The 17,851-nt window shown below is 71.4% G+C and carries 20 protein-coding genes; 13 read left to right on the top strand and 7 right to left on the bottom strand.

All coding sequences use genetic code 11. From position 1 onward, the window contains the following. The first annotated feature begins 115 nt into the window (after positions 1-115). The 7 genes from ABB55_RS19485 (at position 116) to ABB55_RS19455 (ending at position 7,368) form a co-directional block, all read left to right on the top strand. Positions 116-1,876, top strand: coding sequence for a tetratricopeptide repeat protein (locus tag ABB55_RS19485; protein ID WP_054360293.1), 1,761 nt, complete (start codon positions 116-118; stop codon positions 1,874-1,876). 276 nt (positions 1,877-2,152) lie between these two features. Then, the gene (gene dapD, locus ABB55_RS19480; RefSeq protein WP_054360292.1) at positions 2,153-3,007 is read left to right on the top strand and encodes a 2,3,4,5-tetrahydropyridine-2,6-dicarboxylate N-succinyltransferase; all 855 of its coding nucleotides are present in this window, start codon (positions 2,153-2,155) and stop codon (positions 3,005-3,007) included. A gap of 45 nt (positions 3,008-3,052) precedes the next feature. Continuing rightward, the gene (locus tag ABB55_RS19475) at positions 3,053-3,769 is read left to right on the top strand and encodes a hypothetical protein (protein WP_054360291.1); all 717 of its coding nucleotides are present in this window, start codon (positions 3,053-3,055) and stop codon (positions 3,767-3,769) included. A 116-nt stretch (positions 3,770-3,885) separates the two neighbouring features. Then, on the top strand, positions 3,886-4,311 hold the full coding sequence (locus ABB55_RS19470; RefSeq protein ID WP_054360290.1) for a DUF805 domain-containing protein: 426 nt from the start codon (positions 3,886-3,888) through the stop codon (positions 4,309-4,311). A 140-nt stretch (positions 4,312-4,451) separates the two neighbouring features. Continuing rightward, positions 4,452-5,642 carry a succinyl-diaminopimelate desuccinylase gene (gene dapE, locus ABB55_RS19465; protein WP_054360289.1) on the top strand — a complete coding sequence of 397 codons (1,191 nt, stop codon included), beginning with the start codon at positions 4,452-4,454 and terminating at the stop codon, positions 5,640-5,642. Next, positions 5,639-6,226 carry a hypothetical protein gene (locus ABB55_RS19460; protein WP_054360288.1) on the top strand — a complete coding sequence of 196 codons (588 nt, stop codon included), beginning with the start codon at positions 5,639-5,641 and terminating at the stop codon, positions 6,224-6,226. Before dapE ends, ABB55_RS19460 begins: the two co-directional genes overlap by 4 nt. A gap of 281 nt (positions 6,227-6,507) precedes the next feature. Beyond that, on the top strand, positions 6,508-7,368 hold the full coding sequence (locus tag ABB55_RS19455; RefSeq protein ID WP_200912048.1) for a C40 family peptidase: 861 nt from the start codon (positions 6,508-6,510) through the stop codon (positions 7,366-7,368). A gap of 57 nt (positions 7,369-7,425) precedes the next feature. On the opposite strand, the gene ABB55_RS19450 is transcribed toward ABB55_RS19455, so the two are convergent. Genes ABB55_RS19450 through ABB55_RS19440 form a run of 3 tightly spaced genes read right to left on the bottom strand, consistent with a single transcriptional unit; the run spans position 7,426 to position 10,110 of the window. Further along, positions 7,426-9,057, bottom strand: coding sequence for an NTP transferase domain-containing protein (locus tag ABB55_RS19450; protein WP_054360287.1), 1,632 nt, complete (start codon positions 9,055-9,057; stop codon positions 7,426-7,428). Beyond that, a complete protein-coding gene (locus ABB55_RS19445) occupies positions 9,054-9,761 on the bottom strand; it encodes an XdhC family protein (RefSeq protein ID WP_054360286.1) in 708 nt (235 codons plus the stop codon). Before ABB55_RS19445 ends, ABB55_RS19450 begins: the two co-directional genes overlap by 4 nt. 13 nt (positions 9,762-9,774) lie before the next feature. Then, on the bottom strand, positions 9,775-10,110 hold the full coding sequence (locus tag ABB55_RS19440) for an XdhC family protein (protein WP_054360285.1): 336 nt from the start codon (positions 10,108-10,110) through the stop codon (positions 9,775-9,777). 168 nt (positions 10,111-10,278) lie between these two features. Here ABB55_RS19440 and ABB55_RS19435 point away from each other — a divergent pair, with 168 nt between their 5' ends. Beyond that, complete coding sequence (locus tag ABB55_RS19435) at positions 10,279-11,112, top strand: formate/nitrite transporter family protein (RefSeq protein WP_083463765.1); 834 nt, start codon at positions 10,279-10,281, stop codon at positions 11,110-11,112. Here the strand turns inward: ABB55_RS19435 and ABB55_RS19430 are convergent. The 4 genes from ABB55_RS19430 to ABB55_RS19415 all read right to left on the bottom strand — a co-directional run bounded on the left by ABB55_RS19430 (position 11,094) and on the right by ABB55_RS19415 (position 14,895). Next, a complete protein-coding gene (locus tag ABB55_RS19430) occupies positions 11,094-11,693 on the bottom strand; it encodes a 5-formyltetrahydrofolate cyclo-ligase (RefSeq protein ID WP_054360284.1) in 600 nt (199 codons plus the stop codon). The two genes, ABB55_RS19435 and ABB55_RS19430, sit on opposite strands and share 19 nt — an antisense overlap. Before the next feature lie 111 nt (positions 11,694-11,804). Continuing rightward, positions 11,805-12,074 (bottom strand): hypothetical protein, encoded by a 270-nt coding sequence (locus ABB55_RS19425; RefSeq protein ID WP_054360283.1) that lies wholly within the window; start codon positions 12,072-12,074, stop codon positions 11,805-11,807. A 454-nt stretch (positions 12,075-12,528) separates the two neighbouring features. Further along, positions 12,529-13,470, bottom strand: coding sequence for a 2-hydroxyacid dehydrogenase (locus ABB55_RS19420; RefSeq protein WP_054360282.1), 942 nt, complete (start codon positions 13,468-13,470; stop codon positions 12,529-12,531). A 261-nt stretch (positions 13,471-13,731) separates the two neighbouring features. Beyond that, complete coding sequence (locus ABB55_RS19415) at positions 13,732-14,895, bottom strand: DNA recombination protein RmuC (RefSeq protein WP_083463764.1); 1,164 nt, start codon at positions 14,893-14,895, stop codon at positions 13,732-13,734. A gap of 103 nt (positions 14,896-14,998) precedes the next feature. Between ABB55_RS19415 and def the strand changes: the two genes are divergently transcribed. From def to ABB55_RS19390, 5 genes are all read left to right on the top strand, one after another. Next, on the top strand, positions 14,999-15,523 hold the full coding sequence (gene def / locus ABB55_RS19410) for a peptide deformylase (RefSeq protein ID WP_054360281.1): 525 nt from the start codon (positions 14,999-15,001) through the stop codon (positions 15,521-15,523). A gap of 87 nt (positions 15,524-15,610) precedes the next feature. Further along, positions 15,611-15,847, top strand: a complete 237-nt coding sequence (locus ABB55_RS19405) for a FitA-like ribbon-helix-helix domain-containing protein (RefSeq protein WP_054360280.1) — start codon at positions 15,611-15,613, stop codon at positions 15,845-15,847. Further along, entirely contained in the window at positions 15,844-16,263 is a 420-nt protein-coding gene (locus ABB55_RS19400; RefSeq protein WP_054360279.1) for a type II toxin-antitoxin system VapC family toxin, read from the top strand. Before ABB55_RS19405 ends, ABB55_RS19400 begins: the two co-directional genes overlap by 4 nt. 36 nt (positions 16,264-16,299) lie before the next feature. Then, positions 16,300-17,253 (top strand): methionyl-tRNA formyltransferase, encoded by a 954-nt coding sequence (gene fmt, locus ABB55_RS19395; RefSeq protein WP_054360278.1) that lies wholly within the window; start codon positions 16,300-16,302, stop codon positions 17,251-17,253. A gap of 7 nt (positions 17,254-17,260) precedes the next feature. Next, positions 17,261-17,851 (top strand): GNAT family N-acetyltransferase, encoded by a 591-nt coding sequence (locus ABB55_RS19390; RefSeq protein ID WP_054360277.1) that lies wholly within the window; start codon positions 17,261-17,263, stop codon positions 17,849-17,851.

The raw sequence follows: 17,851 nt of genomic DNA, 5'->3' as shown, positions 1-17,851 counted from the left end.
GAAGGCCGCCAAAATCGTTGGCACCGGGTTCGATTGACCGAGCCCGCTGCCGGGCCATAGTTGCCGGCGGAAACGCGTTTTCCTGCCTGCAACCCGTGACCGACGAGGTCCCGTCATGGCCCGACCGCTGCCCGTCCTGCTTGTCGCCACGCTGTTCGTCGGCCTCGTCGCGGCGGTCCCCGCCCGGGCCGGCGATGCGGAGGATTGCCAAAGACTGACCGGCGAGGCCGGCATCCGGGCCTGCACGGCCGCCATCGCCCGGTCGCCCGGCGACGCCAATTCCTACATCAGTCGCGGCGTCGAATATGCCGGTCTCGGCCAGCACGATCGTGCCATCAGGGACTACGAACAGGCGATCGCGTTGCGGCCCAGCGACGCCATGGCCCGTTTGAACCGGGGCAATTCCTATCGCGCCCTTGGCGATACCGAGCGCGCCATCGCCGAATTCGGTCAGGCGATCAGCCTGAAGCCCGACTACTACAAGGCCTTCTTCAACCGGGGCCTGGCCTATTCGGCCCTCGGCGACCGGGACCGCGCCCTCGCCGATTTCAACCAGGCCATCGCGTTGAAGTCGGACGACCCGGACGCCTTCACGTCACGGGGCCGCATCTTCCGCGACAAGGGCGACAACGACCGGGCGATCGCCGACTACGATCGGGCCCTCGCCCTGAAGCCCGGCTACCGGCTGGCGCTGATCAACCGCGGCGACGTCAATATCAGACGCAAGGAGCCGGACCGCGCGATCGCCGACTTCGATCAGGTGATCGCACAGAACCCGGACGACGTCCTCGCTCTGTTCAATCGCGGCGTCGCCTTTCAGGCCAAGAGCCTGCACGATCGCGCGATCGCCGACTATACCCGCGTGATCGCCCTCAAGCCCGACGATCCGGACGGCTACACCAATCGCGGCATCGCCTACCGCGCCAAGGGCGATGCCGATCGGGCGCTGGCCGACTACAACAAGGCCATTGCCCTGAGGCCCGCGGATCCGAGCAACTACAACAATCGTGGCAACATCTTCTGGGACAAGGGCGATTTCGATCGCGCGCTGGCCGACTACGAACGCGCCATCCAGTTGCGGCCGGACTATGCGGTGGCGATAGACAATCGCAAGCTCGTCGTCGCGCAGCGCGACAAGGCCAAGGCCGCAGCGGCAACGCCGGCCATCCCCGCCGGCGCCCGCGTCGCGCTGGTCATCGGCAACGGCGCCTATGGACGCATGGGCCGGCTGCGCAATCCCGCCAACGATGCCGCGGCGGTCGGCAAGGCGCTGACCGCGATCGGCTTCTCGGTCGAGATCGTGACCGATGCCAACCGCGAGACCATGGCCCGCAGTCTGCGCGCCTTCTCCGACAAGGCCGACCGGGCCGAGATCGCGATGGTCTACTATTCCGGCCACGCCGTGCAGATCCCGCGCGGTGGCGCGATGGAGAACTATCTGCTGCCGGTGGACGCGCAGCTCTCCGACATCCGCGACGCCGAAGACGAGGCGATCGGCCTCGGCCGGGTCATGGAGCGCGTCGGCCGGGCCAAGACCCGGATCGTCGTCCTCGACGCCTGCCGCGACAATCCCTTCGCGGCCCAGATCGCCTCGGCGACGCGGTCGACGCCGGCCCGCGGGCTGGCGCGGCTGGCGGTGCCCAATCACGGCTCGCTGGTGGTCTATTCGACCGCCCCGCAGGATGTCGCCGGCGACGGCGACGGCGACCTCAGCCCCTTCACCCGCGCCTTCGTCGAGACGGTCGCCACCAAGGGGCTGGACGCGCGGCTGATGATCGGCCGGGTGCGCTCGAAGGTGTTCGAGGCGACCGGCGGCCGGCAGACACCCTATTCGGACGACGGCCTGCTGCAGGAGGTCTATCTTGGCGGCCAATGACCGCTTGGCGGACCGTGACCGCTTGGCGGACCGTGACCGCTTGGCGGACCGTGACCGCTTGGCGGCCCGTGACCGCTTGGCGGCCCGTGGTCGCAAGGTGTCCAGTGACCGCAAGGCGGCCCGTGAGACGGCGATCGGGGCGGCCGGCGACGGCGCATGGCGGGGCCGCCGATGGCCGAACCTGCGCCGCATGCGGCAGGGCGCTGGTTGACAGTCCCGGCCCCGCTCGCCATGGTCCCGCCTCCCTGCCCGATCAGCCGTTTCCGGAGCCCGAACATGAGCCTGCCCGTCGACCTGCCCCTGCTCGAACGCGTCATCGACACCGCCTGGGAGAACCGGGCCGAGGTCGGTCTCGACACGCGCGGCGAGGTTCGCGACGGCGTCGAGGCGGCGCTCGAACTGCTCGACCGCGGCCAGATCCGCGTCGCCGAGAAGCAGGACGGCCAGTGGGTCGTGCATCAGTGGCTGAAGAAGGCCGTGCTGCTGTCGTTCCGCCTGAACGACATGGCGATCGTCTCCGGCGGTCCCGACGGGGCGGTCTGGTGGGACAAGGTGGCCTCGAAGTTCCTCGGCTGGGACGAGGCGCGCTTCCGCGCCGCCGGCTTCCGCGCCGTGCCGAACGCCGTCGTGCGCCGCTCCGCCTATGTGGCGCCGGGCGTGGTGCTGATGCCCTCCTTCGTCAATCTCGGCGCCTATGTCGACAGCGGCACCATGGTCGACACCTGGGCGACGGTCGGCTCCTGCGCGCAGATCGGCAAGAACGTGCATCTGTCCGGCGGCGTCGGCATCGGCGGCGTGCTCGAGCCGCTGCAGGCCGGCCCGACCATCATCGAGGACAACTGCTTCATCGGCGCCCGCTCCGAAGTGGTCGAAGGCGTGATCGTCGGCGAGGGTTCGGTGCTGTCGATGGGCGTGTTCATCGGCGCCTCGACCAAGATCGTCGATCGCGACACCGGCGAGGTCCATATCGGCCGCGTGCCGCCCTATTCGGTGGTGGTCTCCGGCTCCATGCCGGGCAAGCCGCTGCCGGACGGCACCCCCGGCCCGAACCTCTATTGCGCGGTCATCGTCAAGAAGGTCGACGAGAAGACCCGCTCCAAGACCTCGATCAACGAGCTGCTGCGCGACTGATCCGCAAGGCGCGGATCCGCAGCCGCGCAAGCCCCGGAGGCGGCGATGGCCAAGGCATCGAAACCGCGATACCGCCTCCTGGCGGCCGACGAGATCGTCGAGACGCTCGATGCGCTCAAGGCGCGCATCGAGGCCCGCTTCCCCGGCGCCGGGCTCGCCGGCGTGGCCGGCGAGGTGCGCGACCTGATCGCCGAGACGGCCGCGACGACGCGCGCGATCATGCGGCCGCGCTGGCTTCTGAGACTGGTCGTCGCCGGCGTCCTGGCCGGCGCGGCGGCGCTGCTCGCCGCCCTGGTGCTGCGGCTCGATTTCGATGCCGGCACCAACAACATCTTCAATCTGGTCCAGAGCATCGACGCGCTGGTCAACCTGACCATCCTGAGCGCGGTGGCGGTGGTCTCGCTGGTCACCGCCGAACGCCGGCTGCGCCGGTCGCGCGCCCTCCAGGCGCTGAACCCGTTCCGCGCGGTCGTCCACGTCATCGACATGCATCAGCTGACCAAGGATCCCGGCATGGTCGGCCCGGGCGCAGTGCGCACGGCGGTCTCTCCCGAACGCTCGATGACGCCCTTCGAGCTGTCGCGCTATCTCGACTACTGCTCGGAACTGCTCTCGCTCACCGCCAAGGGGGCGGCGCTCTATGCGATCGCCACCGAGGATGGCGAAATCGCCACGGCGGTGAACGAAATCGAGCAGCTGACCACGAACCTGTCGCAGAAGATCTGGCAGAAGATCATGATCGTGAACGCGACCGGCCGTTGAGGCCGGCGGCGCGGAAACCCCGGCTCCGCGGACGGAGACCGGCCGTTCGGCCGGCCCGGCGGCGGCGCGGCCGGTTCACAATGGCGCACGGGATGGCGTACGGGACGGCGCACGGGATGGCGATGTTCGAGTATTTCTTCGGCCTGAACGGGCGCCTGGGACGCGCCCAGTTCTGGCAGCGGAATTTCCAGCTGTTGATCCTGCTGTGTCTGGGAATCGTTCTGCTCGTGCCGCTGACCAGGCTGACCGGGCGCAACCCGTTCGTCCTGACGCTTTTCGCCCTGATCCCGCTGCTCTCGATCGCCGGTACCGGCAGCCTGATCGTGCGGCGGCTGCACGACCATGGCCGGCCGACCTGGCTGGCCCTGCCCTATCTGGCGATCAACCTCGCCAGCCTGGTGCCGTCGCCGCCCGGCCGGACGCAGGAGCAGCTGATCGCCATGGGCCTGATCACGCTCGGCTCCGTCATCCTGTTCGTGCATCTCTACTGCCTGCGCGGCACGCGCGGCCCCAACCGCTACGGCCCCGACCCGCGCGGCTGAGCCCGTGACGAAGGGCCCCTGGCCGGCGGGGCGACGGCCCCGACCCGGCGGGGCTATGGCCCCGGGCCGCAAGCCCGGAGACCGCGAACGGACGCCGCGGGGCGATTGACGGCCCGCCAAACGCGAGGCTACATCCGCTCATGCCGTCGATCCCGTCCCCGATTTCCGATCCGGTCGCCATCCTGCGCGACCTGATCACCGCCCCCTCCGTGACGCCCGATGCCGGCGAGGCCATCGCCCGGCTGGCCCGCATCCTGGAGGCGGCCGGCTTCGACTGCGAGACCGTCACCTTCAGCGCGCCCGGCACGTCGGACGTGGTCAATCTCTATGCCCGGATCGGCCAGGGCGCGCCGCACCTGACCTTCGGCGGCCATGTCGACGTGGTCCCGCCCGGCGATGCGGCCGGGTGGCGGCACGATCCCTTCTCGGCCGCGATCGAGGACGGCCGGCTCTACGGCCGCGGGGCGGTCGATATGAAGGGCGGCATCGCGGCCTTCGTCGCCGCGGCGCTCGACCATCTCGCCACCCGCCGCCCCGGCGCCGGCACGCTCTCCTTCCTGATCACGGGCGACGAGGAGGGGCCGAGCATCAACGGCACCGTCAAGCTGCTGCGCTGGGCGCATGACCGCGGCGAGCGCTTCGATGCGGCGATCGTCGGCGAGCCGACCAACCCGCAGGCCGTCGGCGATGCCATCAAGGTCGGCCGCCGCGGCAGCCTGTCCGGCACCGTCACGGTCACCGGCCGGCAGGGCCACGTCGCCTATCCGCATCTGGCCGAGAACCCGATCCCCGGCCTGATCCGCCTGATGGGCGCGCTTCTGGCCGAGCCGCTCGACGCCGGCAACGAGCGCTTCCAGCCTTCGAACCTGGAATTCGTCTCCGTCGATGTCGGCAATCCGGCCTGGAACGTGATCCCGGGCACGGCCCGCGCCCGCTTCAACATCCGCTTCAACGACCGCTGGTCCCGCCCGACGCTCGACGCCTGGCTGCGCGCCCGGCTCGCCGCGGCCGCCGGCGACGGCCTCGCCTGGACGCTGGCGCTGGAGACCCCGTCGAGCGATTCCTTCCTGACCGTCGACCCCCGCCTCGTCGACGGGCTCGGCGCCGCGATCGAGACCGTGACCGGACACCGCCCGGAGCTTTCGACCGGCGGCGGCACCTCGGACGCCCGCTTCATCAAGGACTACTGCCCGGTGGTCGAGTTCGGGCTGGTCGGCCAGACCATGCACCAGGTCGACGAGCATGTACCGGTCGCCGATCTCGTCACCCTGACGGCGATCTACCGGGTCTTCCTGGACGGCTTCTTCGACGGGGCGGACCGGACCGCATGATCACGCTGGCGGAGATCCGGGCCGGCGTGACGGCGACCTGGCTATTGGTCAAGGGCAATCCCGAGGGCCTGCGCGGCTTCGATTTTTCGGAAGCCGGGTTCTGGCGGTCGTTCCAGGTGATCGTGCCGCTGCTGCCGGCCTTCGCGATCGGCATCGCGGCCGAACACCGGTATCTCGTCGCCACGGATCCGGACCTCGCGACCGTGCCGCTCCTGGTCTTTCTGGCGGTCAAGCTCGCCGGCGAGGTGGTCAACTGGTTCGGCGCGCCGCTGCTGCTCGCCGCGCTGGCCGGTCCGCTCGGCATCGCGCCCCGTTTCGCGCCGCTGATCACCGCCACCAACTGGGCGAGCCTGCTGGCCGCCATCCTGCCGACCCTCGCAGCCCTCGGCTTCGGCATCGGCCTGCTCTCGGACAGAGGCGCCGGGCTGCTCGGCCTGATCGGCCTCGCCGCGAGCCTCGCCATCTTCTATCGGGTCTCGCGCATGACGACCGGATGCAGCGCACAGATCGCGGTGGTGATGCTGCTGATCGGGCTGATCTTCGCGAAACTGATCGGCATCGTCACAAGCCACCTTGTCGGCTGACGCCGATCCGTCGGCTAAAGCCGATCGGTCGGGTGACAGGCCGCTGAAAATCACTCCGAACCCGCCATTCTGTCATCCCCGGGCTTGTCCCGGGGATCCAATGTGAAGGTCAAGTCCTTGAAAAGTCTGGATCCCCGGGACAAGCCCGGGGATGACAGAGTTGAAACGACCCGCGTCTGATCGCGTTCCGACGCGCTCTTCAGCAATCCGCCAAAGCCGATCCGCTGGCTGACGACGCCGGATCGGGCTGATAGTCTGAATATTCTCTGCGAGGTCCCGGCATGACCATCCACGATCCCCGCCTGACACCCGCCCGCGCCGATCTCGCCGCGCAGTCGCTCGAAGGCCTCGTCGCCGCGCCGCGCTATGCGGCCGGGACGCCGGCGCGGGTGATCGAAGGCCTTGCGCCGCTGCGCCGCGAACCGCGTCCGGATGCCGGGCTCGACACCGAGGCGCTGCATGGCGAGCGGCTGACGGTCTATGACGAGGATCAGGAGGGCTGGGCCTGGGTCCAGCTCGCCCGCGACGGCTATGTCGGCTACCTGCCGAGCCATGCCATCCTGAAGGGCGAGGCGCCCGCGCCGACCCACCGGGTCGCGGCGCTGCGCACCTTCGTCTTCCCCGGCCCGAGCATCAAGGAGCCGCCGCTCCTGTGGCTGAGCCTCGGCGCGGAGGTCGCCATCCGGCGCGAGGTCGAGGTCCGCGGCCGCATCTTCGGCCTGACCGAGACCGGCGGCGCGATCGTGATGCAGCATCTCGCGCCCGTCGGCGCCGTCGAGGCCGACCCGGTCACGGTCGCCGAGCGCTTCCTCGGCACGCCCTATCTGTGGGGCGGCAAGTCGAGCCTCGGCATCGACTGTTCCGGCCTCGTCCAGACCGCACTCGCCGCCTGCGGCATCACCGCACCGCGCGATTCCGACATGCAGGAGGCCGCCCTCGGCACGGCCATCGGGCTTGATCCGGCCGCCTGGCGGCGCGGCGATCTCCTGTTCTGGCCGGGCCATGTCGCACTCGTCCGCGACGCCGACACCATGCTGCATGCCAACGCCCACACCATGTCGACCGCGATCGAAGGCCTCGCCGCCGGCCTCGCCCGCATCGAGGCCGCCGGTACCCCGCTGCGCACCGTCAAGCGCCTGTGAAATAGGGGACGGTGGCAGGCGGACGGTGACGCAGGCGGATGTCCGGCGGGACGTCCCTCAGTCTGCCGCCGTGCGCCCGCCGGCGGCCGCGAGGGCCTCGGGCGTGTCGAGGTCGAGGGCGACGGCGGCGCCGAGTTCGATCTCGACGATGGCTTCCGGATAGCCCCGGAGCACCTGGCGGGCGCCGACATCGCCGGCGACCGCCATCAGGTCGGGGAAGAAGCGGCGCGAGATCAGGACCGGGTTGCCGCGCTGGCCGGCGGCGGTCGGGACGATGACCAGGGCACCGCGGGCGGGATCGTAGGCCTCGATCAGGCGGTCGACCACGGCGGCATCGACGCGCGGCATGTCGCCGAGCAGGATCACGGCGGCCTCGGCGGCCTCCGGCACGGCCCCGATGCCGGTACGCATCGAGGTCGACAGGCCCTCGGCATAGTCGGGATTGTGCACGACGCGCACATCCAGCCCGTCGAGCGCGGCGGCGACCTCGGCAGCCATGTGGCCGGTGACCACCGTGACGCTGTCGGCGCGGCTCGCCAGCGCGGCCTCGGCGGCGTGGCGGACCAGCGGCTTGCCGTCGAGGGTGGCGAGGAGCTTGTTCGGGCCGCCCATCCGGGTCGAGCGGCCGGCGGCCAGCACCACCGCGGCGATCCGACGCGCCTCCGGCACTTCGGCCTCGTTGGGCGCGGCGCGCGGCGCCGGGCGGGAGACGATGTCCATCAGGAGCCCTCCGACGCCGAGCCCGACGATCTCGGCCGGTCCGACCGGCAGGTCGGCGAGCAGGCGGGCAAGAATCCAGTCGAAGCCGTTCTCGCGCGGGCTGCGCGCGCAGCCGGGCGCGCCGAGCACCGGCCGGCCATCGAGCGCGCCGACCAGGAGCAGGTTGCCGGGATCGACCGGCATGCCGAAATGGTCGACCCGGCCGCCGGCCGCCTCGATCGCGGCCGGGATCACGTCGCGCCGGTCGACCACCGCGGAGGCGCCGAAGACGACGACCAGATCGGCGCGGTCCTCGGCGACCGCGGCCCGGATCGCCGCGGCGAGCGGGGCTTCCGCGTGGGGCACGCGCCGGTCGGCGACGATGGCGCTGCCGGCCGGCGTCAGGCGCTCGGCCATCACCCGCAGGGTCTTGTCGATCACCGAGGCCTTCAGCGACGGCAGCAGGGTCGACACCACGGCGACCCGCTGCGGCCGGTAGGCGGCGATCGAGACCAGCGGACCGGCCGCGCGGATCGCCGCCACGGCACGATCGACGACCGCCTTCGACAGCGCGAACGGGATGATCTTGACGGTGGCGACCATGCGGCCGGTTTCGGCGGCGGCATGCGCCGGCAGGGTCGCGAAGGTGATGCCGGGATCGAGGCCGTTCAGCGCGTCGATGCCGGCGCGGTCGACGATCAGCAGGCCGGGCGCGGCGGCGAACAGGTTGCTGCGCCCGGTCGCCGGCGGCTCGACCCGGATGCCGGCGCCGGCCAGCGCCTCGGCGATCCGGCCGGCGGCCGCGTCCTCGTCGAGATCGTCCGGTCCGGGAACCGCCGCCACCACCGCGTCGAGCCCGGCCGCCCGGAAGGCGGCGACCTCGGCGGCGCCGATCCGCTGGCCCTTGCGGAAGGTGCCGGCCGGCGTCGCCACCGCATGGGCCAGGATGGCGCCGGCCGCCTCGTCGACCGGCACGGGGCCGAATTTCATGATGCGGCATCCGCGGCGGGACGCCGCCGCAGGGCCTGGATCGCCTGGGCCAGCACCGCGACGGCGATCTCGGCCGGCGACTGGGCGCCGATATCGAGGCCGATCGGGGCGGCGATGCGGCCGATGGCGGCCGGATCGACGCCCGCTGCGGTCAGGCGCTCGACGCGCTTGGCGTGGGTCTTCCGGCTGCCGAGCGCGCCGACATAGAAGCTGCCGGCCTCCAGGGCGCGGGCGATCGGCCAGTCGTCGATCTTGGGATCGTGGGTCACGGCGACGAGGCCCGTATAGGCGTCGAGGCCGACCTTGCCGGGGATCACGTCGTCCGGCCAATCGGGATAGAGCGGCACGCCCTCGAAGCGCGCCTCGGTGGCGAAGGCCGTGCGCGGGTCGATCACGGTCACGTCGAAGCCGGCCATGCGCGCCATCGGGGCGAGCGCCTGGGTGATATGCACCGCGCCGATGCAGACGAGGCGCGGCGGCGGCACATGCACGGTCAGGAACAGGCGGCCGCCGTCGGCCGTCTCGACCATGCCGGATTTCGCCGAGCGGAACCGCCCGGCAAGCTCGGCGCCGAGCGGATCGGCCGGATCGAGTTCGGCCTCCCGGACCAGGCGCTCGGCCCCGGTCGCGAGGTTGGTGACGCGGATCACGGCCCGGCGGGCGCGCCGTTCCGCATTGAGGGTTTCAAGCAGGCCACGATCCATCCGACGCGCTCTTTCAGTCGATCCGTTCCACATAGACGGCGATGCGGCCGCCGCAGGACAGGCCGACCCGCCAGGCGGTCTCGTCGGCGACACCGAATTCCAGGAGCCGCGGCCGGCCGTCGCCGATCACGTCGATCGCCTCGCCGACCACCGCGCCTTCGACGCAGCCGCCGGAGACCGAGCCCTCGAAATGGCCATCCCCGTCGATGACCAGATGACTGCCGATCGGCCGCGGCGCCGAGCCCCAGGTCTCCACCACGGTGGCCAGCGCCACCGCCCGGCCGTCCCGCCGCCACGCCTCGGCGATGCCGAGCACGTCCTTCTCGCTCAGATCCAGCGCATCGCCCATGACGCATCTCCCCGGCCGCCCGTTTCGCCTCCAATATAGGCGCCCGCCGCGCCGGCACCAGCCGTCTGAATGCGGAGCCGCGCGGCGCGTTGCGCGAAATCATGGCCGGCCGGCGATCCAGCCGCGACATTGGCGACGAGACCTGTGGCGACGAGAACGGAGCCCCCGATGCCCGATGCGATATCCCGTCCGCCGTCCGATCCGGCCCCGCAGCCGCCCAACCCGACCGGGCTCGACGCCTACAAGCCGGCCGAGATGGCGCGGCGCGTCGAGGAGGCCGGCGTCGCCAAGGCCCGGCTGTCGGTCCGCCGGCTCGCCATGCTGGGCATGCTGGCCGGCGCCTTCATCGCCTTCGGGGCGATGTTCTTCACCCTGGTGACGACCGGGGCGGGCGACAGCTTCGGCCCCGTGCGGTTGCTGGGCGGCGCGGCCTTCTCGCTCGGCCTGATCCTGGTCGTGATCGGCGGGGCTGAGCTCTTCACCGGCAACGCCCTGATCGTGATGGCCTGGGTCGACGGCAAGGTCGGCCTCGGCGACCTGCTGCGCAACTGGGCGATCGTGTTCGTGGCCAATCTCGCCGGCGCGCTGGCCATGGTGGCGCTCGCCTGGGCGGCCGGGCTCGGCGATCTCGGCGGCGGCGCGGTCGGGCGCAACGCGGCCAAGATCGCGGAAGCCAAGCTGGCGCTGTCGCCGCTTGCCGCCTTCGCGCGCGCCATCCTGTGCAACGCGCTGGTCTGCCTCGCGGTCTGGCTGACCTTCGCGGCGCGCGAGGTGTCCGGCAAGATTCTCGCCATCCTGTGGCCGATCACCGCCTTCGTGGCGCTCGGCTTCGAGCATTCCATCGCCAACATGTATCTGATCCCGGCCGGCTGGGCCTTCGGCGGCGTGATCGACCTCGGCGGCTTCGCCGAGAACCTCGTCCTCGTCACGCTCGGCAACGTCATCGGCGGCGCCGGCGGCGTTGCGGCGAGCTACTGGGCGATCTATCTGGAGAAGGACTGAGCGGCCGGCAGGATGCGGGTCTCGGTGACGAGGACATCCATCGGCACGTCGTGCGGCTGGGGATGGATGGTGGCGAGTTCGGCGCCGCCGAGGCCGAGCCCGACCGCGAAAGGCCGCGGCGCGAGGCTCGCCAGGGTGCGGTCGAAATAGCCGCCGCCATAGCCGAGCCGCCAGCAGCCCGCGGCCTGGAAGCCGACCAGCGGCGCGATCACCACGGCCGGCACGACCACCCTGCGGGCGGCCGGCACCAGGATGTTCCAGAAGCCGCGCTCCATCGCGTCGCCGGGTGCCCAGGCGCGGAATTCGAGCGGGGCGGCCTTCTCGACCACCACCGGCAGGGCGAGCGTCATGGCGTGGCGGGCCGCGAAGGCTTCGGCCCAGGCGCGGAGATCGATCTCGCCCTTGATCGGCCAGTAGAGGCCGAGCGCCGCGCCGGGCCGCGCCGGGACGGCGGCATCGAGCTGGCGGGCGAGCGTGGCGGTCAGCCGCTCGCGCTCGGCCGCACCGATCGCCCGGCGCGCGTCCAGCAGCCGCTCGCGCTCGGCGCGGCGAAAGGCCTTCCAGTCCAACGGCTCGGTCATGGCGCCTCCGGCGATGTCACGGCCCCGTTCACAGCAAGGCGACATGGCACCATGGCGCAGCCGGCGGCACTGTCCCGATGGCGACCGGATCGTCCGAGCGGCGCCGCTGTCTCAGCGGCAGCTGCAGGCGCCGCCGACGCCGCCGAAATTGCGCCGGGCGAAGTTTTCCGCATCCGACCGGGTCGGAAAGCGGGCGAACTGGCAGGCGCCGCGGTTCGACTGCATCTGCTCGGCCGAGCGGGAATCGACCTCGATCCGGCCCGACGCGCAGAAGACCCCGTAGCTCTCGTAGTCGGCGCGGGCCGGGCTTCCGGCCAGCAGGATCCCCGACACGGCGGCGAAGAGCAGGCAGAGCTGCGGCGAAACGACAACCGGCGTCATGGACGATCCTCCATTCGTTGGCGTCCGAGCATTGTCCCGCGGGGGCGGCTCCGCAAGACCGCCGTGGAGACGGTCGCATGTTCGATCCGAAGGTGGTTCGGAGAAGCGAAGCGGAAGGGTACCGGCCGTTGCAATCGATCCGTCGGCAGGCTTTCGAAAAACGCGTCGTAACGCGATCGGAAGCCGGCAATTTCCCCTCTGTCATCCCCGGGCTCGTCCCGGGGAGCCAGACTTTTCAAAGACTTGGCCTTCGCAATGGATCCTCGGGACAGGCCCGGGGATGACAGAATGGCGGGTTCGGACCGCATTTCAGCGGCCCGCCAGGAGCCGGCCAGGCCACGAAGCACGGCCGCGACGGCAGGAACCGCAGGGCGGCGGCCCGGCGCCACGGTCGGGGTGGTCCGAGGAAGCCCCACGCGCCGGCGCCTCGACGGACGGTCGATCTTTCGCCGGCTTAGTACCCGGTCGTCCGGTCGACGACATTCTCGAGCGGCAGGCCCCGCTCGGCCCGGGCGATCTGTTCGAGCGTGTAGCGGCAGATGTGCTGGGGGTCGGAATCGGCCGCATTGTGGGGCGTGATGGTGACCTTCGGATGGGTCCAGAACGGGCTCGCCGCCGGCAGCGGCTCGGTCTCGAACACGTCCAACACGGCATGATCGAGCGTGCCGTCGTCGAGGGCGGCGAGGATATCGGCCTCCACCTGCAACCCGCCGCGGCCGGCATTGATCAGGATCGGCCCGCCGAGCGCGCCGTCCCGGGCGAGACCGGCGAAAAGACCGCGGTTGAGGATGCCGCGGGTGTCGGGCGTCAGCGGCAAGAGGATGACCAGGATGTCGGTGCGGGCCAGGAACGGCTTCAGGCCTTCGGCCCCGGCGAAGGTCTCCACACCCGGCACGACCTCGCCGCGACGGCTCCAGCCGGCGACGCGGAAGCCGAGGCGGGCGAGCACGGCGCTCGCGTCGCGGCCGAGCACGCCCATGCCCATGACGCCGACGCGGACATCCGCGGCGGCCGGCTGGTAGTCGGCCAGCCATTCCCGGCGCGCCTGGGCGGCCCGATGCCGGTCGCCCCGGCGCAGGCGGTCGAGGCAGTGCAGCACGACATATTCGGTCATCCGCCCGGTCAGATCCGGGTCGACCACCCGCACGACCGGCGCGGACGGCAGCGTCCTGTCGCCGAGCAAGGCGTCGACGCCGGCGCCGAGGTTGAAGATGGCGGCGAGGTTCGGCAGGCCGGCGAGCAGGCCGGGCGTCGGCTTCCAGACGGCGGCATAGCGGATCGAAGCCGGGTCGAACGGCGCGCGCGCGTCGACGATCGGCAGCGGACCGCCCTCGCGGCGGAAACGGGCGATCCATTCGTCGGGAGACCAGCCGTTGATGGCGACGAGCAGGGACATGGGCAGCCTTGCGACAGGAGGGAAGCGGGCGGGTGGGAGCGCCAGTCATGCCGCAGTGCGGCAGGCCCGTCCAGGGCCGCGGCTGCAAGGCGGCTGCCCGTAGGTCAAGGAGCGGGGGTCAAGGAGCGGGGGTCGCTGATCGAAGGCCAGGGCCAAGGTCTGTATCCGGGGCGGCTGTCAGGGTCCCACTCCCGGCTGCGGGGAGCATCCCATACTCCGCGCGTCATGACCTGCCGGCGCGCGCGGGCCCGCGGCGACGGCCTATTCCCCGGCCAGCCGGCTGGCGCCGAGCGGGATCGGCACGACCGGACCGGCCGGCACCGCCTCGCCCATCTCGACATCCTCGATGCGCGCGGCGCGGCGCTGCAGCTTCTCCGAGGAAATGACGATCTGCTCCAGATCCTTGGCCGCCTGGCCGTGATGGGCCTGCAGCTTGAGCACCCGGTCGTGCAGGCGCGCGACGTCGTCGATGAGATGCACGACCTCGGCCTGGATCAGATGCGCCTGCTCGCGCATGCGATGGTCGCGCAGCACGGCCTGGACGACCTGGATCGACAGCATCAGGAGCGACGGCGAGACGATCACCACCCGGGCGCGCTGGGCCTTCTGCACCAGATCCTCGAAGCGCTCGTGCAGGTCGGCGAAGATCGATTCCGACGGCACGAACAGGAAGGCGGTGTCCTGGGTCTCGCCGGGCAGCAGATACTTGTCGCGGATGTCGATGACGTGGCGCAGCACGTCGCGGCGGAAGCGGGTGCCGGCGAGCTTGCGCTCGTCGTCGGTTTCGGCCGCGCCGAGCGCCGTCCAGGCCTCGAGCGGGAACTTGGCGTCGACGACCAGCGGCGGCGCGCCGTTGGGCAGGTGGATCAGGCAGTCCGGCCGGACGCCGGTCGGCAAGGTGGCCTGGAACGTATAGGCATTGGGCGGCAGCGCGTCGGCGACGATCGCCTCCATGCGGCCCTGGCCGAAGGCGCCGCGCGCCTGCTTGTCGGCGAGGATCGAGCGCAGCTGGAGCACCTCGGAGGCGAGGTCGCTCATCGAGCGCTGGGCGCGGTCGATCACCGCCATGCGCTCGCCGAGCCGGGCGAGGCTCGCCTCGGTCGACCGGCTGGTTTCGACCATCGAGGAGCCGAGCCGGTGGGTCAGCCCGTCGAGCCGTTCCGAGACGGCGCGGGCGAGATCGGCCTGCCGGCTGCCGAAGACCTCCGCCATGGTCTGCATGCGGCCGGTCATCTCCGCCTGCAGCCGGGCCATCTCGGCCAGGCGCAGGTCGAGTTCGCGCGCGCGCTCCTCCGCGACCGCCCGGGCGCGCGTGCCGCGCCACAGCCAGACAAGGAGCAGCCCGCCCGCCAGCACCGCCCCCCAGGCGGCCATGCGGGCCAGAGCCGCAGTGCCGCCCAAGGCGGCCAGAAGGGTTCCGTCCATGGCCGGCAGGCTAGAACGATTCGGGTACGAAAGGGGTTAACGGACACGCCGTCGCAGCCCCGGATCCGTTGACCGGCTGCGCGTTCTCGCCTATCTGACGACCATGTCCAAACTCGACATCGTCATCATTCCCGACCAGCGCCTGAAGCAGAAGTCCGAGGTGGTCGCCTCGGTCGACGGCTCGATCCGCAGGCTGCTCGACGACATGCTGGAGACCATGTATGCCGCGCCCGGCATCGGGCTGGCGGCCGTGCAGGTCGGCGTGATGCAGCGCGTCGTGACGATCGACGTGTCGAAGGAGGAGGACAAGCGCGAGCCGCTGTTCCTGGTCAATCCGGAGATCGTCTGGTCGTCGGAGGAGCTGTCGACCTACGAGGAAGGCTGCCTCTCGATCCCCGACTATTACGAAGTCGTCGAACGCCCCGCCAAGGTCGGCGTGCGCTATCTCGACCGCCACGGCGAGACGCGCGAGCTGGAGGCCGAGGGCCTGCTCGCCACCTGCCTGCAGCACGAGATCGACCATCTCGACGGCGTCCTGTTCATCGACCACCTGTCCAAGCTGAAGCGCGACCGGGTGATGAAGAAGTTCCAGAAGCAGGCCCGCCTGAAGGAACAGGGACTGGCCTGATTTTCACGCCAGGGTTGCGGCGATTGTCCGGGACCGACCCACGTGGTAGAGTGCTGCCGATCGACGACGACGCGCGGGAGGACGGTCATGGGCGATCTGTTGATCCGCGGGCTCGATCCGGAAACCGAGGCAAGATTGGCGGCACGCGCCAAGGCCAACCGGCGCAGCATTTCGGCGGAGGCCGCCGACATCCTGTCGCTGGCGATCGACCTGCCCGACATGTCTGCGGGCGAGGCCTATCGGCGGCTGCGCGAACGGAACGGACCCGTCGACTTCGAGCCTCCGCCGCGCACGGTCGAGGCGCCCCGGGTCGATTTCGAATGAACGTCCCGGATACCAATGTGGTTTCCGAAGGATTCAAGGCCAATCCGCATCCGGGCGTCGCCGCCTTCCTGTCCGCGACGCCGCTGCGAACTCTGTACCTGGCGGCGCCGGTTCTCGCCGAATTGCGCTTCGGTGCCGCCCGGCTGCCACGCTCCCGGCGCCGGACGTCGCTGGAAACCGATATCGAGGACCTTGAACGGGTCCTCTATCGCGGCCGGATTCTGGCTTTCGATGCCACGGCGGCTCGCCACTATGCGGAGATCATGGCGCATCGCTTTGCGATCGGCCGCCCCGTCGCCGTCATCGACGCCCAGATCGCCGCCATCGCGCGGGCGAACGGGATGCGGCTGGTGACCCGCAATGTCCGCGATTTCGAGGCGACGGGCGTCGACCTCGTCGATCCCTTCGCGCTATAGAGCCGGGCTGTCGCTCCATTCGGGAACCCGCCCGCCATGTCCCTCCGCGTCGTCTTCATGGGCACGCCCGATTTCGCCGTGCCGACCCTCGTCGAGATCGTCGGCCAGGGCCACGAGGTGGTCGCCGTCTATTCGCAGCCGCCGCGGCCGGCCGGGCGCGGCCTGCAGCCGACGCCCTCGCCGGTGCATCGCCAGGCCGAGGCGCTCGGCATCCCGGTGCTGACCCCGACCAGCCTGAAATCGGCCGACGAACAGGAGCGCTTCCGCGCCCATGACGCCGACGTGGCGGTGGTGGTCGCCTATGGGCTGATCCTGCCGGTGCCGATCCTGGAGGCGCCGCGCGAGGGCTGCGTCAACCTGCATGCCTCGCTCTTGCCACGCTGGCGCGGCGCCGCGCCGATCCACCGCGCCATCATGGCCGGCGACCGGGAGACCGGCGTCGCCGTGATGCGCATGGAGGCGGGCCTCGATACCGGACCGGTCGCCATGACCGAGCGGGTCGCGATCCGCCCCGACGAGACCACCGGCGACCTGCACGACCGGCTCGCCCGGCTCGGCGCCGACCTGATGGTGCGGGCGCTGGCCGCCCTCTCGCGCGGCGCGCTCGGCGCCGTGCCGCAGGCGGCCGAAGGCGTCACCTATGCGGCCAAGATCGACAAGGCCGAGGCGCGCATCGACTGGAGCCTGCCGGCCGCGACCGTGCACGACCGCATCCGCGGCCTGTCGCCCTTCCCGGGCGCCTGGTGCGAGGCGACGATCGGCGGCAAGCCGGAACGGGTCAAGGTGCTGCGCTCGACGCTCGCCCCAGAAGTCGCCGCCCCCGACGCCGCAACCGGCGCACCGGGCACGCTCCTCGACGATCGCCTGACGGTCGCCTGCGGGTCGGGCGCGGTGCGGCTGATCGAGTTGCAGCGCGCCGGCGGCAAGGCGCTGAGGGCGGAGGACTTTCTGCGCGGGGCGGCGCTCGCCCCCGGCGCCAGGCTCGGGTGAGGCCGGCATGTCCGCATTCGCGATCGAAGCCGCCCAGCCGACCGATGCCGCCGCGATCCGCGCGCTCCTGGTCGCCGCCTTCCCGACCCCGGCCGAGGCGGACCTCGTCGCCGCGCTGCGCCTCGGCGGATATGGCGTGCTGGAGCTGGTCGCCCGCGCAACCGGAGCCGGCGATGGCGATGGCGATGGCGGCGACGATGGCAACAGCGGTGGCGGCAGCAGCGGTGGCGGCAGCAGCGCCGATCGGGTCATCCTCGGCCATCTCCTGTTCTCGCGCCTGACCGTCGCTCCGCCCAACGACCGCCGCCGGGCCGTCTGTCTCGCGCCGCTGGCGGTCGCGCCGGGCCGGCAGACGACCGGCATCGGCACCGCGCTGGTGCGCGAGGGGCTGGCCCGGCTGGAGGCGTCGGGCGAGGACATCGTGCTGGTGCTCGGCGATCCGGCCTATTACGGCCGCTTCGGCTTCCATCCCGGCCGGCCGGAGCGGATGCTCACCCCCTACCCGATCCCGGAGAACCAGTGGCTGGCGCTCGGCGACCGGCCTCTGCCGCTGCGCCTCGCGCTCGCCTATCCGCCGCCCTTCGCGACGCTCGGCTGA

This window comes from Prosthecodimorpha hirschii, assembly GCF_001305515.1.
Lineage (GTDB): Bacteria > Pseudomonadota > Alphaproteobacteria > Rhizobiales > Ancalomicrobiaceae > Prosthecodimorpha > Prosthecodimorpha hirschii.
Note: the sequence above shows the minus strand (reverse complement) of the source record. Positions and strands in the feature narration are given on the sequence as shown.